This window comes from Mammaliicoccus fleurettii (assembly GCF_002018435.1).
Lineage (GTDB): Bacteria > Bacillota > Bacilli > Staphylococcales > Staphylococcaceae > Mammaliicoccus > Mammaliicoccus fleurettii.
Genome location: NZ_MWJM01000004.1, coordinates 45,971 through 60,147 on the forward strand (window position 1 = coordinate 45,971; position 14,177 = coordinate 60,147).

A 14,177-nucleotide genomic window follows, 5' to 3' on the forward strand; every position below is an offset into this window, starting at 1 on the left:
CTATTATGGCAACAATAACAAAACGAGGTAAATCATACAGAGTACAAATATCTAACTATAAAAATGGTATAAACAATCGTATTTCAAAGACATTTAAAACACTTACAGAAGCAAAACGTTGGGCAATGCAAAATGAAATTGCTAAAGGAAATGGAGTTGATCTGGCTAGTAGGAATGAATCATTTGCTACCTTTTTTGAAAACTGGGTTCATTTAGTTAAAAAGAATGATGTTAGACCTGCTACATTTATAAACTATACTAGAACGATACCTATTGTAAAACAATTATTTAGAGATACAAAGTTAAGTGATTTAAATGATATTGTTGTCCAAATGAAGATAGATGAATACGGTAAAACTCATTCAAGAAAAACTACTACTGAGGTACTATTAAAAATTAGAACTTCCCTACGTTATGCATATGGTCGTGGGTTACTTTCATCTGACTTTGCTGGACTTGTAAAAACTAGAGGTAAAGAATTAGACAAAAGAAATAAAGCACTATCTATAACAGATTTTAAAAGGCTACGATCTTACTTGCTTAACAATCCGAAAAATGATTTTCATATTTTAGTACTTCTTGCATTAGAAACAGGTGCACGTCGAGGCGAATTACTAGGAATTAAGAAAGAGGATATTTATGAATATGGTATACGTATTAAACGCTCAATAAGTCCTCATAGTGATGATATACTATTAAAAACAAAGCACTCTAAACGCGATGTTAGTATCAATAAAGAAGTCCATGATCTTTTAATAACAGTTCAAGAGAAAAATAATGGCTATATCTTTGGAAGAAACGGTTTTAAGCAATCTGAAATATTGGCTAAAATGCTTGATGAACTTAAAATTGAACATACAACTTTTCATGGATTACGTGATACACATGCATCATTTTTGTTTTCAAACGATAATTTGAGGTTAGACTATATCTCAAAACGTTTAGGACATAGTTCAATATTAACAACACAAAATTATTATTTAGAATTAATGCCCGAAAAAAAACACCAGCAAGATGCTGATGCATTAGATTTATTAAATTCATTAAAGTAATAATATCAAATTACTTGGAGGTTACCTATGGATAATATTACATTTGCTTTTGGTATAAATAAAATTACTAATAGATTCGATGCACATACACAAGAATTTGAACAGATACCTATTTCACGAGAAAACTTCAAAACTCTAACTGACGACAATTTTTCAAGTGAATTTAACTTTTACTTTCAAGATAATATTTTGATTGTACCAACATCTAAACTTGAACCTAATCAATCTTGGCATAAATCACTTTTAGTTAATAAACAAGTTATTGAGTTTAACGGTCGTTATATATACTTCTTTAACTATAAAGAAGTAAAAGAAAATATACTGTTTATCACTCCATTAACATTACCACAAACTGAATTAATTAAAAATAGACTTTATTTAATTGATAAACTTTAATTTCACTAAACATTTTTAATGTATAATATTAATATATTAGTTCTAAAAGAATGAATATTTAAAGGGGGAAGAATAATTTGATACCAACTTATTTAACAAAAGATAAAGATGTTTTATCTTTTGAAGAAAGCGAGAAAATTTATAGCACTATTGTTCAAGATATAGATTTAAATAATTCTGAAGAAATGGAATATTGGAATGACCTTATCAATGCATGTTCTGAGTATACAAAAGAAAGAAGTAGCTGGTTATTGTTAAGCAAACAACAAAGAATTGATCGTGATAAAAACAGAAGTGCTATTCATGATGGACTACTTGTAAAGCTAAACATTATTAAGAGACTATTTGAGTCAAAAAATCTCGATGTAGATTGGTTTAATGTCTTCAAAATTAATTCTGATTTAGGAGACGAAAAAGAAAATATTCATCGAAAACGTGTAGGTGATCTTGCAAATTATATAGCGTATGTATATGCTATAAATTCGAGATAATTTCTGTACGTATAACTTAGAATATTATTTAATATTAAATAAAAAAGCACCAGCAATTATGCTGATGCTTTTCTTAATATATAGATGATTAATTGATTATTACACCAATTTCCACCATATAATCGTCCAAAACGATGATATATTTGAAATAATATTAACGTTTTGAGAATTGTGGTGAACGACGAGCACCTTTAAGACCAGGTTTCTTACGTTCTTTCATACGTGGGTCACGAGTAAGTAATCCAGCGCGTTTTAAAGAACCACGGTATTCTGGATCTGCTTCTAACAATGCACGTGCAATTCCGTGACGGATAGCTTGTGCTTGTCCTGTGAAACCTCCACCTTGTACGTTAACTAAAACATCATAGTTTCCTTTAGTTTCAGTTACATCAAATGGTTGGTTTAAATCTAAAATTAATGATTCAAATGGTAAGTAGTCACGTACGTCACGTTTGTTAATTGTTACGTTACCTTCACCAGGTACTAAACGTACACGTGCTACTGAATTTTTACGACGACCTGTGCCTTGATATTCAACTTGTGCCAATGTAGTATCCTCCTCTTAATTAACCACGTAACTCGTAGTTTTCAGGTTGTTGTGCAGCATGTGGATGCTCTGCACCAGCATATACGAATAATTTTTTACCTTGTTTTTCACCAAGTTTATTTTTAGGTAACATACCTTTAATAGATGTTTCTAATAAACGAATTGGGTTTTTCTCTTTTAATTCACCAGCAGAAACTGATTTGATTCCACCTGGGTGATTTGAGTGACGGTAGTAAATTTTATCTTGTTCTTTGTTACCTGATAAGTAGATTTTTTCAGCGTTAATAATAATAACGTTATCTCCTGTATCAACGTGTGGTGTATAAGTTACTTTATGTTTACCGCGTAAGATTGTTGCGATTTCTGATGATAAACGACCTAACGTTTGTCCTTCAGCATCAACAACATACCATTTGCGATCGATGTTTGCTTCATTAGCCATAAATGTTTGACGCATTGTAGTGTCCTCCTAAAATTTAAAAAAGTTCTTGGTTAAGATGTATGAATTAACCTGTACCAAAGAAAAAAACATACATCTTAAATTCCGTTATCTGATTCCTGCTTCTATATCTTAAAACACAATAAGATTCCGGGGCTTATCGTGGTGGTGGATATAAAACAATACCGTTAACTATAATATAATTTATTTAGCTTTTTGTCAATTGGTTTTAAACATTTTCTGATGAATTTTTATTATATATTTCGATATTTCTTCCAAATTCATTAATTAGTTCTTCTTTGTCTAAATATATTTTTTCTAAATACAGTCCATGTGCTGGAGCTGTATGGGGTATTTTTTTTCTATCGCGCTCTTCAAGTAAAGTATGAATTTCGTTGCCGCTTCTCTTTTCTTCACCTACAAGTATTAGATAGGCAACCATCACACGGACCATGTTATAAAGAAAACCCGACCCAGTTACGACAAATTCAAACCCATCTTGTGTTTCGTTTATTTCACTTTGATAGATTGTACGAATTTTATTTTGCACTTCCGTTTTTTGAGAACAAAAACTTGTGAAATCATGTGTTCCTAAAAAGTGTTTTGCTGCTTCTTTCATCTCTTGTATATTTACCGGTTTCTTTTGTTGAACTTTTGTATCATGTTCAAATATATGTTTTGCTTCGTCTATATACACTTTGTACCGATATTTCTTACCTACACAATCATATCTACAATGAAAATCATCTTTAATTTGTTCGACACTTTGTACATATATATCTTTAGGCAATGCAGAATTAAAAGCATACATCCATCTATCTGGCGCGATATTTAAATGTGTATCAAAATGAAAATATTGTTCGATTGCATGAACACCTTTATCTGTTCTACTTGAAGGGTGTATTCTAACAAATGTCTGATGCATTCTCTTTAGAATTCTTTCAAATTCATATTGCACGGTACGCTCATGATGTTGAACTTGAAATCCCATAAACTGACCACCGTGATATGAAATTTTAACTAACATCCTCAAAGTTTGCACCTCAATTCCTTAATAAATATAATAATATGGCTATTAGTAGAATAGTTGCTAATGCAAGGCTATCTCGTAATTTCCATTTTAGTTTACGATATGTTGTTCGTTGATTGGAAGCATTATAGCCTCTAGATTCCATGGCCACTGCTAAATCATCAGCTCTTTTAAACGCTGAAATAAACATCGGTATCAATAAAGGTATAATAGCTTTTAGTCTACTAAAAATACTTCCTGCTGTTACATCTGATCCTCTTGAAGTTTGAGCTTTAATAATTCTATCTAATTCATCCATTAAAGTTGGAATAAATCTTAGTGATATAGACATCATCATAGCTAATTCATGTACTGGAAACTTTATTTTTTTAAGTGGTCTTAGCATAGATTCTATAGCGTCTGTTAAGCTTATAGGACTTGTAGTTAATGTCATAATTGTTGAAATCATCACTAATAATACAAGTCTTAATACAATAAACGCACCTTGCTTAATACCGTTCTCTTCAATTGTAAATATCTTTAAATCTAAGACAACAGGTCCACCTTTAGTTACAATTAAATGCATAATAAATGTAAAAATAAATAAAATCATAACCGGAGTTAAACCTTTAATAAGAAACCAAAATCTTATTTTAGATAAATACATAATAACGAATACAGACAAGAGCATAAATGCATATGAAGCCCAAGTGTTACAAAAGAAAATTAATACCATAAATAAAAATACGTATATCATTTTCATTCTAGAATCTAAACGATGAATGATTGTATCTCCAGGTATATAACGACCAATTATCATTTTATCAGTCATAACGTTTCACCTGCTTTTCATACATATCTTTAAACATCTCTTCAGAAGTTGCTATCTGATCAAACTTCATATTGTATTTATTTTCAACTGCTCTTTGAAGTTGAATAATTTTAGGCGCTTGCAGGTGAGTTTGATTAAGTAGTTCTTGATTCATAAATATATTAACAGGTTTATCCTCTGCTACTATTTCACCAGCTTTTATAACTTTAACCTCATCTGCATACTTAAGTACAATATCCATTTGATGAGAAATGAGTATTATTGTAATACCTAGAGTTTGATGAATTTCATTAAACAATTCCATCATGTCATGTTGTCCTCTTGGATCTAAGCCAACTGTAGGCTCGTCAAGGACAAGTATCTCAGGTTCCATAGCTAATACACCTGCGATTGCAATCCTTCTCTTTTGGCCTCCTGAGAGCTCAAAAGGAGATCTCTTTAAAATACTTCTTTCCATTCCTAATAAATCTATTAATTCTTCAGCTTTATTAATAGCAGCTTCTTTTTCTATTCCATAGTTAAGAGGACCAAATATAATATCCTTTTCTACTGTATCTTCAAATAATTGGTGTTCAGCAAATTGAAATACGATACCAACCTTCTTACGAACTGGCGCTAACTTTTTAGACTTTGTCTTTTTAGTAATAATCGTATCATCAATTATAAGTTGTCCTTCAGTCGGCTTTAAAATAGCATTTAAATGTTGAATCAATGTTGATTTACCAGAACCGGTTTGGCCCACTATTGCATAAAATTTAGATTTATCGAATGTTGTTGAAATGTTTTTTAAAGCTCTATATTGAAACGGTGTTTTTATACTATAATCATAAGTTACATTATCAAAGATTATTTTCATAGACGATTCACCAACTGTTCAAAAGTCGTGAATTTATAGTTGTTATGCAACAAATAATTCATTCTCATTGAGAAAGGCAAGTCTAATCCAATTTCATTTAAATATGCGCCGTCTTTAAATATTTCTTGTGGCACATCTTGTTTATATACTTGACCTTTATTCATTACGATAATTTCATCTGCATTGATAGCCTCTTCCAAATCATGTGTGATAGATATTACAGTTAACTGATGTTGATCTTGAATAGATTTAATTAAATTCATGATACTTTCTTTTCCTTCAGGATCTAACATAGCTGTAGCCTCATCAAGAATCATAATATCTGGAGACATTGCCAAAATACCAGCAATCGCTACTCGTTGTTTTTGACCACCAGATAAATGACTCGGCTCAAAGGACTTCATATCAGTCATATCGACTTCATTTAATACTAAGTCAACAGTTTGATGCATGATGTCATACTCAACACTTTGATTTTCCATACCGAAAGCAACGTCATATTCTACTGTAGAACCAATAAATTGATTATCTGGATTTTGAAAGACTATACCAATATGTTTTCTGACTTCATCTATTGAGTCTTCAGAAAGTGTTAGTTCACCTACATTAATGTTGCCAATATATTTTTGATTAATACCCATCAATAATTTAGCAATTGTAGATTTCCCTGAACCATTATGCCCCACAATTGACGTCCACTTACCTTTTTCGATATCAAATGTAACATCGCGTAGTGCAGCTGGTTCATTTTCATCATATTTAAATGTAACATTAGCGAACCTAATAATTTTTTCCTGCACCATTTAAATTCATCCTTCAACAAGTTAATTACTTCTTTATTTTACAGCATACATACGAAAATGTAATCATTAATTGCCTCAAAAGTATGATGAGTTATAGCAGATAAATTTATGCATAAAAAAAATCCGTATAAACGGATTTGAAAATAAAAAAGCGCGCACTCCACCATAGACGAGTTCACGCGATAAGTCATTCAAATGTGGTGGAGTACTCTGAGCTAGACAATATCTATGTGTGGTAAACATTATCATTGCACTCATTTGCTTTGTGTGTGTTAAATAAACTGTATTTATAAAGAATGATTGAAGTGACTTACGCCACTTCAATAAAGAATAAATTATACTAATTCAATAATTACTGATTCAGCACCGTCACCGCGACGTGGACCAACTTTCATGATACGAGTATATCCACCTTGACGCTCTTCATAGCGTGGCGCAACATCATTGAATAATTTTTGTAATACTGTAATTGTTTTGTCATCTTCTAAGATTTTAACGTCACGTAAAGTTTCAGCTGCTCTACGACGTGAAGCTAAATCACCTTTTTTACCTAAAGTAATTAAGTTATCAACAACTTTACGTAGTTCTTTTGCACGAGCTTCTGTAGTCTCAATGCGTTCAGAAACGATAAGTTGAGTAGCTAAGTCACGTAACATTGCTTTACGTTGATCAGAAGTACGACCTAATTTTCTGTAACCCATGAATTAACCTCCTTTATTAGTCTTCTTTTCTTAAACCAAGACCAAGATCTTCTAATTTATATTTAACTTCTTCAAGAGACTTACGACCTAAGTTTCTAACTTTCATCATATCTGCCTCAGATTTGTCTGCTAATTCTTGTACAGAGTTAATACCTGCACGTTTTAGACAATTATAAGAACGTACTGATAAATCTAATTCTTCAATAGACATTTCAAGTACTTTTTCTTTTTGATCTTCTTCTTTTTCAATCATGATTTCAGCATTTTGTGCTTCATCAGTTAAATTAACAAAAATGTTTAAGTGTTCAGTCATGATTTTAGCACCTAAAGAAACTGCTTCTTGAGGAGATAAAGATCCATCTGTCCAAACATCAAGTGTTAATTTATCATAATCACTACTTTGCCCTACACGCGTATTTTCAACTGTGTAGTTAACACGATTTACTGGAGAATAAAGTGAATCAATTGGAACGACACCAATTGGCAAATCACTTGTGTTATTTTTTTCAGCTAAAGCATATCCGCGACCTTTATTAGCAATTAAGCGCATCTTTAGGTGTCCACCTTTAGAAACAGTTGCAATTTTTAAATCTGGATTTAAAATTTCAACATCACTATCATGCATGATATCTTTCGCAGTAACTTCACCTTCATCTTTAATATCGATTTCCAGTGTTTTGTCTTCTTCTGAATATATTTTAAGAGCTAATTTCTTGATGTTCATAATGATAGTTGTAACATCCTCAACTACATTTTCAACTGCTGAGAATTCGTGAAGAACACCTTCAATTTCGATATTTTTAACTGCCGCACCTGGTAATGAAGATAATAGGATACGACGTAAGGAGTTGCCTAGTGTTGTACCATAACCACGTTCTAGCGGTTCAACAACGAACTTACCGAATGTAGAATCATCACTAACTTCTATTGTTTCAATTCTAGGTTTTTCGATTTCAATCATTTAAATATATCCTCCTTATAAACGTCGATTAAACTTTATTAATTTCTATCCAGTGACTCTTGAACGTTAGAACTAACAAAAATTATACACGACGACGTTTTGGTGGACGACATCCGTTATGAGGAACTGGTGTTACGTCTCTGATAGCTGTAATTTCTAATCCAGCAGATTGTAACGCACGGATCGCTGATTCACGACCTGGGCCAGGACCTTTAACTGTAACTTCTACAGTTTTCAAACCATGTTCCATAGCAGCTTTTGAAGCTGTTTCTGAAGCCATTTGAGCTGCAAAAGGAGTTGATTTTTTTGAACCTTTGAATCCTAACGCACCTGCTGAAGACCATGATAATGCATTACCAAACTCATCAGTGATCGTTACGATTGTATTGTTGAATGTTGAGCGAATGTGAGCCATTCCACTTTCAATATTCTTTTTCACTTTACGTTTACGAGATACTTGTTTACGTGCCATTTATATGTGCCTCCTTTACTTATTATTTTTTCTTGTTCGCTACTGTTTTAACTGGTCCTTTACGCGTACGCGCATTGTTCTTAGTGTTTTGACCACGAACTGGTAAACCACGACGGTGGCGAATTCCACGATATGAAGCGATTTCCATTAAACGTTTGATGTTTAAGTTTCTTTCACGACGAAGGTCCCCTTCAACTTTGTAACCATCTACAACTTCACGGATACGACCTAATTCGTCATCAGTTAAATCACGAACACGTGTGCTTTCAGATACATTTGCTTCTTTAAGAATTTTTTGTGCTGTTGTTTTTCCGATACCATATACGTAAGTTAACGAAATTACTACGCGTTTCTCACGTGGTACGTCAATACCTGCAATACGAGCCATTTATTTACACCTCTCTTTTATTAGCCTTGTTTTTGTTTGTGTTTTGGATTTTCACAAATCACCATTACTTTACCTTTACGACGAATTACTTTACATTTTTCGCAAATTGGTTTTACTGATGGTCTTACTTTCATCTTTGTATACCTCCTTGTATTTGGAGTGACGATTATTTATAACGATAAGTGATTCTTCCGCGTGTTAGGTCATACGGAGACATTTCAACTGTTACTTTGTCGCCAGGTAGAATTCTAATATAGTTCATACGGATTTTACCACTAACGTGTGCTAAAATTTCATGTCCATTTTCTAATTCTACTTTAAACATAGCGTTTGGTAAAGTATCTAATACAGTACCTTCTAATTCGATTACATCTTGTTTAGCCATGATCATTTCCCCCTTTTTCTATTCATTCTCGTGAAATACGGATGTATTTCATGTTATAAAACCTGGTCCAAAATTAGAGACATACTTTAGGTGATTAAATCACATAGAATAAGCACAGGTTTATAAAATTGGGATGATTTAATACTTAAGATTTGCATTCGACAACACTTCAAATACTTATCGCTTCTCGTAATCACTCCGATTGTATTTCAAAAACCTAAATACTATCTTGATTCTTAAAATTGAACGCATTCACGCGTTCAAGAACCACCTAAAGTTAGGCGAATTCGGGGTGAAAGCGTCATTACTATAATGATTCAAGAATTTGAATAACATCTTCAGTAACATTATCAATTTGTCGAGAACCATCGATGTTTTTAAGGACACCTTGATTTTCATAGAAATCTAAAAGTGGTTTTGTTTGTTTAACGTTAACACTTAAACGATTTGCTACTGTTTCAGGGTTATCATCTTCACGTTGGTATAATTTACCTCCGTCTAGATCACAAACACCTTCAACTTTTGGTGGATTAAATACTAAATGATACGTTGTGCCACATACTTCACAAATACGTCTGCCAGTTAAACGATTCATAAGTTCTTCTTCAGCAACTTCAATGTTAATAACAGCATCTACTTTGCGGTCTAATTCACTTAAGATTTCATTTAATGCATCAGCTTGTTCTACTGTACGAGGAAAACCATCTAGCAAGAATCCTTTTTTTGCATCTTCTTCAGCTAGTCTTTCTCTAACGATACCTATAGTCACTTCATCTGGAACAAGTTCCCCACCATCCATGTAAGATTTAGCCTCTTTACCAAGGTCAGTCTCATCTTTGATAGCTTTACGGAACATATCACCAGTTGAGATATGAGGAATAGGGTATTTCTTAACAATTTCACTCGCTTGAGTTCCTTTACCTGCACCAGGTAAACCCATTAAAATGATGTTCATTAAAACCCTCCTACTTGCTTATCGTCTTCTAAAGCCTCTATATTCTCGTTGATTGAGTTGAGCTTCTAAAGTCTTCATTGTTTCAATTGCAACACCGATAACGATTAGTAAGCTTGTACCACCAACTTGTATTGCTTGAGGCAAACTCATTAACTTAATAGCTAATATTGGAATAATAGAAATTAAAGCTAAGAATATTGATCCCACAAACGTTAAACGATAGAGCACTCTAGTGATGTATTTTTTAGTTTGTTCTCCAGGTCTAATACCCGGTACATAACTACCTTGTTTTTGTAAGTTTTCTGCCATTTTCTCAGGATTAACCTGAACAAATGCATAAAAGTATGCGAACGCTATAATTAAAATAACATAAACAATCATACCGATATTATGAGATGGATCTGCGTAAGTCGTAACTGTTTGCGCCCAATCTTGATCAGGGAAGAACAATGTTAATGTCTTCGGAAGCATGAAAAATGCCATCGCAAATATTACAGGAATTACACCAGCTGCATTAACTTTCAAAGGTAAATATGTTGCATTTGCAGATAATGAACCACCAGTACCTTGTTGTTGACGCTTAGCATATTGGATAGGAATTTTACGAATAGCTTGAAGTACATAAACTGCACCGACTGTAAGTAAGATCATTCCAACAAATAAGCCAACCGCTTTTAACCAAGCCATAGTTGTATCATCTGCACCAACAAAACTCTGTTGGTAAAATTGAATTAATGAGTTTGGCATAGAAGATAAAATACCAGCGAAGATAATAATAGAAATACCATTACCAACTCCGAATTGAGTTATCTGCTCACCTAACCACATTAAGAAAGCTGTTCCTGCGGTTAAAACTAATGCTATTAACAAATAATTTAACACTGAAGTATTTTGAATCAAATTACCACCCAGCATATTATTAAATGAATACGACATACCTAAGCCTTGAACGAATGCTAAAACAATCGTAAAGTAACGCGTAAATTGATTAATCTTTTTACGACCAACTTCACCTTGTTTAGCCCATTCAGTAAACTTAGGTACAACATCCATTTGTAATAATTGCATTACGATTGAAGCAGTAATATAAGGCATAATACCCATTGCTAATATAGAGAAGTTCTGCAAGGCACCTCCACCGAATGTATTAAACAAATCGGTAATACCTTGCGAACCTTTATTTTGATTAAAAGCTTCTGGATTAACACCAGGTGCTGGAATATAAGTTCCAACTTTAAATATAACGAGCATTGCTAGTGTGAATAATATCTTGTTACGAATATCTTTAGTCTTCAAAAAACTAACGATCGTTTCAAACATTAGATCACCTCATGCGTTCCGCCCTTACCTTCGATTGCTTCAATTGCTGAAGCTGAGAATTTATGAGCTTTTATTGTTAATTTCTTTTCTAATGAACCGTTTCCTAAAACTTTAACACCTGATTTTTCAGATTTAACAACACCTGACTCTACTAATAAAGCTGGAGTAATTTCAGTTCCATCTTCGAAACGATTTAATTGATCAAGATTAACAATTGCATATTCTTTACGGTTAATGTTAGTGAACCCACGTTTTGGTAAACGACGGAATAATGGTAATTGTCCACCTTCGTAACCTAAACGAACACCGCCACCTGAACGTGCTTTTTGTCCTTTAGTACCACGACCACTTGTTTTACCATTACCTGTAGCCATACCACGACCAACACGGTTACGTTCTTTACGAGCACCTTTAACTGGTTTCAACTCATGTAATTTCATTTTGGCACCTCCTTAATACTTTAGATGAATTTATTTTTCAGAAACTTTTAGTAAGTGACTTACTTTTTCGATTTGCCCACGAATCGCAGGATTATCTTCAACTACTACAGTTGAGTTTGTTTTTTTAAGTCCTAACGCTTGAACTGTCTTGCGTTGTGTTTCAGGACGACCAATAACGCTACGAGTGAGGGTAATTTCTAATTTAGCCATAGTCTTTGTTCCCTCCTTAATTTAATAATTCTTCTACTGATTTACCGCGTAGACTAGCTACTTGTTCGGCATTTTTAAGTTCTTTAAGTCCTTCAATTGTAGCACGAACCATATTAATAGGTGTGTTAGAACCTAATGATTTACTTAAGATATCAGTGATACCAGCAAGTTCTAATACCGCACGAACTGGTCCACCTGCAATAACACCTGTACCAGGTGCTGCTGGTTTAATTAAAACACGACCTGCACCAAAACGTCCAATAACTTGGTGAGGAGTAGTTCCTTCAACACGTGGAACTGTTACTAAATCTTTCTTAGCATCTTCCACTGCTTTTTTAATTGCTTCAGGTACCTCTTGAGCTTTACCAGTACCGAAACCTACGCGACCATTTTTATCTCCAACAACTACTAAAGCTGTAAAACGGAAACGACGACCACCTTTAACTACTTTAGCTACACGGTTAATCGTAACTACGCGCTCTTCAAATTCTTTAACTTCTTGTTCTTTACGACGCATGAGTGTCCCTCCTTTAAATTAAAATTGAAGTCCGTTTTCACGAGCTGAATCAGCTAATGCTTTGATACGTCCGTGGTATAAATATCCCCCACGATCAAATACTACAGCTTCAACGCCTTTTTCTGACGCACGTTTTGCAACGATTTCGCCTATTTTAGCTGCTGCTTCTACATTACCTGATTGCTCTAGGTTTAATTCTTTATCTAAACTTGATGCTTGAGCGATTGTTACGCCATTTAAGTCATCAATAATTTGAGCATAAATATGTTTATTTGAACGATATACATTTAAACGTGGTTTTTCGCTTGTTCCAGCTAATTTTGAACGCACGCGAGCATGTCTTTTCAAACGAACTTTATTTTTGTCGATTTTAGCGATCATGTTAGTGCTCCTTTCTTAATGTTAATGATTACTTACCAGTTTTACCTTCTTTACGACGAACATATTCGCCTTCGTAACGAATACCTTTACCTTTATAAGGTTCTGGTGGACGGATTGAACGAATGTAAGAAGCAGTTGCTCCAACACGTTCTTTTGAAATACCTTCTACTTTAACTTTAGTGTTTTTGTCTACTGATAATGTAATTCCATCTTCAGCAACGATTTCTACAGGATGAGAATAACCAACATTTAAGATGATATTTTTACCTTGCATTTGGGCACGGTAACCAACACCAATAAGTTCTAAGTTTTTCTCGAAACCTTTAGATACACCTTCAATCATGTTAGCGATCAATGCACGAGTTGTACCATGTACAGTTTTGTGCTCTTTAGAGTCAGATGGACGTACAACTTCTAAGCTGTTGTCCTCTTGTTTATATGTCATTTCTTCATTAAAAGTACTAGTTAATTCACCTTTTGATCCTTTAACTGTAACTGTATTATCTTTGATAGTAACAGTAACATCAGCAGGGATCTCAATTATTTTCTTACCAACACGGCTCATTATGTGGGCACCTCCTTATAATTTTATAATTACCAGATATAAGCTAATACTTCTCCACCGATTCCACGTTGTCTAGCATCTTTATCAGTTAAAACACCTTCAGATGTAGAAACAAGTGCAACACCTAAACCGTTAAGAACTTTTGGAAGTTCGTCAGCTTTAGCATAAACACGTAAACCTGGTTTAGAAATACGTTTTAAACCTGTGATAACTCGCTCGTTGTTTTGACCATATTTAAGGAACATACGGATAACACCTTGCTTATCATCTTCGATATATTCTACGCTTTTTACAAATCCTTCTTTTTTAAGGATTTCAGCGATTTCTTTTTTAATGTTTGATGCAGGTAACTCTAATTTTTCGTGACGTACCATGTTTGCGTTACGCACGCGAGTTAACATATCTGCAATTGGATCTGACATTGTCATTTGTGTTTCCTCCTTTCATTCTTTTAAGT

General features: G+C 33.5%; 23 protein-coding genes. 3 read left to right on the forward strand and 20 right to left on the reverse strand.

The features are described 5' to 3' along the window. The first annotated feature begins 5 nt into the window (after positions 1 to 5). The 3 genes from B2G86_RS04445 (at position 6) to B2G86_RS04455 (ending at position 1,939) form a co-directional block, all read left to right on the forward strand. Positions 6 to 1,052: a tyrosine-type recombinase/integrase gene (locus B2G86_RS04445; RefSeq protein WP_078356934.1), complete on the forward strand. Its 1,047-nt coding sequence runs from the start codon at positions 6 to 8 to the stop codon at positions 1,050 to 1,052. Between the two features lie 27 nt (positions 1,053 to 1,079). Continuing rightward, positions 1,080 to 1,448, forward strand: a complete 369-nt coding sequence (locus B2G86_RS04450; RefSeq protein WP_078356935.1) for a hypothetical protein — start codon at positions 1,080 to 1,082, stop codon at positions 1,446 to 1,448. 77 nt (positions 1,449 to 1,525) lie between these two features. Then, a complete protein-coding gene (locus tag B2G86_RS04455; protein ID WP_078356936.1) occupies positions 1,526 to 1,939 on the forward strand; it encodes a hypothetical protein in 414 nt (137 codons plus the stop codon). A 154-nt stretch (positions 1,940 to 2,093) separates the two neighbouring features. On the opposite strand, the gene rpsI is transcribed toward B2G86_RS04455, so the two are convergent. The 20 genes from rpsI to rpsH form a co-directional block, all read right to left on the reverse strand. Continuing rightward, on the reverse strand, positions 2,094 to 2,486 hold the full coding sequence (gene rpsI, locus B2G86_RS04460; RefSeq protein WP_078356937.1) for a 30S ribosomal protein S9: 393 nt from the start codon (positions 2,484 to 2,486) through the stop codon (positions 2,094 to 2,096). Between the two features lie 19 nt (positions 2,487 to 2,505). After that, positions 2,506 to 2,943 carry a 50S ribosomal protein L13 gene (gene rplM / locus B2G86_RS04465; protein WP_078356938.1) on the reverse strand — a complete coding sequence of 146 codons (438 nt, stop codon included), beginning with the start codon at positions 2,941 to 2,943 and terminating at the stop codon, positions 2,506 to 2,508. A 211-nt stretch (positions 2,944 to 3,154) separates the two neighbouring features. Then, positions 3,155 to 3,958: a tRNA pseudouridine(38-40) synthase TruA gene (truA, locus tag B2G86_RS04470; protein ID WP_078356939.1), complete on the reverse strand. Its 804-nt coding sequence runs from the start codon at positions 3,956 to 3,958 to the stop codon at positions 3,155 to 3,157. A gap of 10 nt (positions 3,959 to 3,968) precedes the next feature. Next, the gene (locus B2G86_RS04475) at positions 3,969 to 4,766 is read right to left on the reverse strand and encodes an energy-coupling factor transporter transmembrane component T family protein (protein ID WP_078356940.1); all 798 of its coding nucleotides are present in this window, start codon (positions 4,764 to 4,766) and stop codon (positions 3,969 to 3,971) included. After that, entirely contained in the window at positions 4,759 to 5,622 is an 864-nt protein-coding gene (locus B2G86_RS04480) for an energy-coupling factor transporter ATPase (protein WP_078356941.1), read from the reverse strand. The genes B2G86_RS04475 and B2G86_RS04480 overlap by 8 nt, the downstream gene beginning before the upstream one ends. Further along, entirely contained in the window at positions 5,619 to 6,425 is an 807-nt protein-coding gene (locus B2G86_RS04485) for an energy-coupling factor transporter ATPase (RefSeq protein WP_078356942.1), read from the reverse strand. Before B2G86_RS04485 ends, B2G86_RS04480 begins: the two co-directional genes overlap by 4 nt. 335 nt (positions 6,426 to 6,760) lie before the next feature. Next, entirely contained in the window at positions 6,761 to 7,126 is a 366-nt protein-coding gene (rplQ, locus tag B2G86_RS04490; protein WP_078356943.1) for a 50S ribosomal protein L17, read from the reverse strand. A 16-nt stretch (positions 7,127 to 7,142) separates the two neighbouring features. Then, on the reverse strand, positions 7,143 to 8,087 hold the full coding sequence (locus B2G86_RS04495) for a DNA-directed RNA polymerase subunit alpha (RefSeq protein WP_078356944.1): 945 nt from the start codon (positions 8,085 to 8,087) through the stop codon (positions 7,143 to 7,145). Positions 8,088 to 8,169: 82 nt separating this feature from the next. Beyond that, positions 8,170 to 8,559, reverse strand: a complete 390-nt coding sequence (rpsK, locus tag B2G86_RS04500; protein WP_078356945.1) for a 30S ribosomal protein S11 — start codon at positions 8,557 to 8,559, stop codon at positions 8,170 to 8,172. 22 nt (positions 8,560 to 8,581) lie between these two features. Continuing rightward, positions 8,582 to 8,947 (reverse strand): 30S ribosomal protein S13, encoded by a 366-nt coding sequence (rpsM, locus tag B2G86_RS04505; protein WP_078356946.1) that lies wholly within the window; start codon positions 8,945 to 8,947, stop codon positions 8,582 to 8,584. 20 nt (positions 8,948 to 8,967) lie between these two features. Beyond that, entirely contained in the window at positions 8,968 to 9,081 is a 114-nt protein-coding gene (gene rpmJ / locus B2G86_RS04510) for a 50S ribosomal protein L36 (protein ID WP_003156543.1), read from the reverse strand. A 32-nt stretch (positions 9,082 to 9,113) separates the two neighbouring features. Continuing rightward, positions 9,114 to 9,332, reverse strand: a complete 219-nt coding sequence (gene infA, locus B2G86_RS04515; RefSeq protein ID WP_001118443.1) for a translation initiation factor IF-1 — start codon at positions 9,330 to 9,332, stop codon at positions 9,114 to 9,116. A gap of 307 nt (positions 9,333 to 9,639) precedes the next feature. After that, the gene (locus tag B2G86_RS04520; RefSeq protein ID WP_078356947.1) at positions 9,640 to 10,287 is read right to left on the reverse strand and encodes an adenylate kinase; all 648 of its coding nucleotides are present in this window, start codon (positions 10,285 to 10,287) and stop codon (positions 9,640 to 9,642) included. A gap of 18 nt (positions 10,288 to 10,305) precedes the next feature. Continuing rightward, entirely contained in the window at positions 10,306 to 11,607 is a 1,302-nt protein-coding gene (gene secY, locus B2G86_RS04525) for a preprotein translocase subunit SecY (protein ID WP_078356948.1), read from the reverse strand. After that, positions 11,607 to 12,047: a 50S ribosomal protein L15 gene (gene rplO / locus B2G86_RS04530; protein WP_078356949.1), complete on the reverse strand. Its 441-nt coding sequence runs from the start codon at positions 12,045 to 12,047 to the stop codon at positions 11,607 to 11,609. Before rplO ends, secY begins: the two co-directional genes overlap by 1 nt. Positions 12,048 to 12,077: 30 nt before the next feature. Continuing rightward, the gene (gene rpmD / locus B2G86_RS04535) at positions 12,078 to 12,257 is read right to left on the reverse strand and encodes a 50S ribosomal protein L30 (RefSeq protein ID WP_078356950.1); all 180 of its coding nucleotides are present in this window, start codon (positions 12,255 to 12,257) and stop codon (positions 12,078 to 12,080) included. A 16-nt stretch (positions 12,258 to 12,273) separates the two neighbouring features. Continuing rightward, the gene (rpsE, locus tag B2G86_RS04540) at positions 12,274 to 12,774 is read right to left on the reverse strand and encodes a 30S ribosomal protein S5 (protein ID WP_078356951.1); all 501 of its coding nucleotides are present in this window, start codon (positions 12,772 to 12,774) and stop codon (positions 12,274 to 12,276) included. A gap of 18 nt (positions 12,775 to 12,792) precedes the next feature. Further along, entirely contained in the window at positions 12,793 to 13,155 is a 363-nt protein-coding gene (rplR, locus tag B2G86_RS04545; protein ID WP_078356952.1) for a 50S ribosomal protein L18, read from the reverse strand. 28 nt (positions 13,156 to 13,183) lie between these two features. Further along, positions 13,184 to 13,720: a 50S ribosomal protein L6 gene (rplF, locus tag B2G86_RS04550; protein ID WP_078356953.1), complete on the reverse strand. Its 537-nt coding sequence runs from the start codon at positions 13,718 to 13,720 to the stop codon at positions 13,184 to 13,186. Between the two features lie 29 nt (positions 13,721 to 13,749). After that, positions 13,750 to 14,148, reverse strand: a complete 399-nt coding sequence (gene rpsH / locus B2G86_RS04555) for a 30S ribosomal protein S8 (protein ID WP_078356954.1) — start codon at positions 14,146 to 14,148, stop codon at positions 13,750 to 13,752. Between the last annotated feature and the right edge of the window lie 29 nt (positions 14,149 to 14,177).